This is a genomic window from Stenotrophomonas sp. NPDC078853, assembly GCF_044901215.1.
Classification (GTDB): Bacteria; Pseudomonadota; Gammaproteobacteria; order Xanthomonadales; family Xanthomonadaceae; genus Stenotrophomonas; species Stenotrophomonas lacuserhaii.
Map to the genome: position 1 here is coordinate 7868 of NZ_JBJDOQ010000031.1, position 2532 is coordinate 10399.

Here is a 2532-nt window from a genome sequence, read left to right on the forward strand (position 1 = left end):
AAACCAACTGCATACCATATACTACACCATGAATGTAATTCAGCCTTCCTATACATCAACGTTTATGTCCATCACGCGCTCGGCGAGGACGGTGCGCTCGGACAGGGTGCCGGACTGCTTCAGCAGCTGATCGACCAGGGTGGTCTTACCATGGTCGACGTGCGCGACGATGGCGATGTTGCGAAGATTTTCGATGGACATGCGAAAGGGGGCCAGTCGGCGCCGGATTTGGAAAAAGAAGTCCATCATCATACCGCGATCTGGCCGTTTCGCGAAAACCTTGTTTCAGGCGCGGGCAGATGCCCATTCAGGTGGAAGCGCAGCGGCTTCGTTTCCACGGTGGGGCGGGGTCGGGGCAGGCCACACAGGACACGCCGTGAACCCCTCCATGGGGGCTTCAGTTCGGCTCCTGCCTCACAGAGTCCTGTGTGGCCAGCCCCGACCCCGCCTGCGAGTCCCCGTGCCCGGCGGCAGCAGCCCGCCGCGGTCGACCGCCCTTGCCCTTGCTCTCCCTTCCCCCACAGCGCAGCGGCCATCTGTCTGGCGGGGTGGGAGGGGGCGGTGCGGGGCCGTTAGAGCCGCATGGATGCGGCGACGAGCCTACAAGGATGTATTCACGGCGTGCCCCGCACCGCCCCCTCCCACCCCGCCACACAAGGCAGAACCGCTGCAGAACCTTCAACGATCGTCGTACCCGCGCCCTGAACATCACGGGTGTAAACTAGGGAGCTAGACCTTTCCAACCCGAATTCCTGAGGATCCGCATGTCCCTGATCGCCACTTTCGACACCACCCAGGGCCCGATCAAGGTCGAGCTGTTCGCCGACAAGGCACCGCTGACCGTGGCCAACTTCGTGAACCTCGTCCAGCACAAGTTCTACGACGGCCTGGTGTTCCACCGCGTGATCCCGGACTTCATGATCCAGGGCGGCTGCCCCAAGGGCCAGGGCACCGGCGGCCCGGGCTACAAGTTCGAAGACGAAAAGAATGGTGTGAAGCACCAGGTGGGTTCGCTGTCGATGGCCAACGCCGGCCCGAACACCAACGGCAGCCAGTTCTTCATCACCCACATCAAGACCGACTGGCTGGACGGCAAGCACACCGTGTTCGGCCAGGTCCTGGAAGGCCAGGCCATCGTCGATTCGGTCAAGCAGGGCGACGTGATCCATTCGATCACCCTGGAAGGCGACACCGACGCCGTGCTGGCCGCCCAGGCCGAGCGCGTGGCGGAATGGAACAAGCTCATTCCCAGCGCCTGATTCCTTCCCGACGGCCCCCTGTGAAGGGGGCCGTTTTCATGTTCCGGCCGCCCTGCCAGGCCTGTCTCCGCCCGCGCGGCCGTCTCCCACATCGCTACTTAGCTTCTTAGCAGAGGAAATCCCCATGAAAGCACCCGTTCGTGTTGCCGTGACCGGCGCTGCCGGCCAGATCGGCTATGCCCTGCTGTTCCGCATCGCCTCCGGCGAAATGCTCGGCAAGGACCAGCCGGTCATCCTGCAGCTGCTTGAGCTGCCGATGGAAAAGGCCCAGGCCGCGCTGAAGGGCGTGATCATGGAACTGGAAGACTGCGCCTTCCCGCTGCTGGCCGGCATCGTCGGGACCGACAACGCCGAAGTGGCCTTCAAGGACGTCGACGTGGCCCTGCTGGTCGGCGCCCGTCCGCGCGGCCCGGGCATGGAGCGCGCCGATCTGCTGCAGGCCAACGCAGAGATCTTCACCGCCCAGGGCGCGGCGCTGAACAAGGTCGCCAAGCGTGACGTCAAGGTGCTGGTGGTCGGCAATCCGGCCAACACCAATGCCTACATCGCGATGAAGTCGGCGCCGGACCTGAACCCGCGCAACTTCACCGCCATGCTGCGCCTGGACCACAACCGCGCGCTGAGCCAGCTGTCGACCAAGCTGGGCAAGCCGGTCGCCGGCATGGAAAAGCTGGTCGTGTGGGGCAACCACAGCCCGACCATGTACCCGGATTACCGCTTCGCCACCGCGGATGGCGCGTCCATCGCCGAGGCCATCAACGACCAGGACTGGAACGCCGGCACCTTCATCCCGACCGTGGGCAAGCGCGGGGCGGCGATCATCGAAGCCCGCGGTTCGTCCTCGGCCGCGTCGGCTGCCAACGCCGCCATCGACCACGTCCGTGACTGGGTGCTGGGCAGCAACGGCAAGTGGCTGACCATGGGCGTGCCGTCCGACGGTTCCTATGGCATTCCGGAAGGCGTGATCTTCGGCTTCCCGGTCACCACCGAAAATGGCGAGTACACCCTGGTCAAGGACCTGCCGATCGACGAGTTCAGCCAGAAGTACATCGACAAGACCCTGGCCGAGCTGGAAGACGAGCGTGCGGCCGTGGCGCACCTGCTGGGTTGATCCACCCGTTTGATTGTTGCGAAGAAACGCCGGGCTTGTCCTGGCGTTTTTTTTCGCCTGGTGATGGGTGGCGAACGGGTGGGACCCCCTCGCGGCAGGCTCTGGAGCCGCATCTGGGGGGCGCCGGGCGGTGGGGCTGAGCGGGGGACGGCAAAAACTGCG

General features: G+C 64.6%; 2 protein-coding genes and 1 pseudogene. 2 read left to right on the forward strand and 1 reads right to left on the reverse strand.

The window, feature by feature from the left end; all coding sequences use genetic code 11:
- Nucleotides 1-59: 59 nt before the first annotated feature.
- Nucleotides 60-201: pseudogene (locus ACI2JH_RS19445) on the reverse strand (GTP-binding protein); the annotation flags it as partial.
- A 563-nt stretch (nt 202-764) separates the two neighbouring features.
- On the opposite strand from ACI2JH_RS19445, the gene ACI2JH_RS19450 reads away from it, so the two are divergent.
- Nucleotides 765-1259 carry a peptidylprolyl isomerase gene (locus ACI2JH_RS19450; protein ID WP_101098580.1) on the forward strand — a complete coding sequence of 165 codons (495 nt, stop codon included), beginning with the start codon at nt 765-767 and terminating at the stop codon, nt 1257-1259.
- 124 nt (nt 1260-1383) lie between these two features.
- A complete protein-coding gene (locus tag ACI2JH_RS19455; protein ID WP_182657600.1) occupies nt 1384-2370 on the forward strand; it encodes a malate dehydrogenase in 987 nt (328 codons plus the stop codon).
- Nucleotides 2371-2532 lie beyond the last annotated feature (162 nt).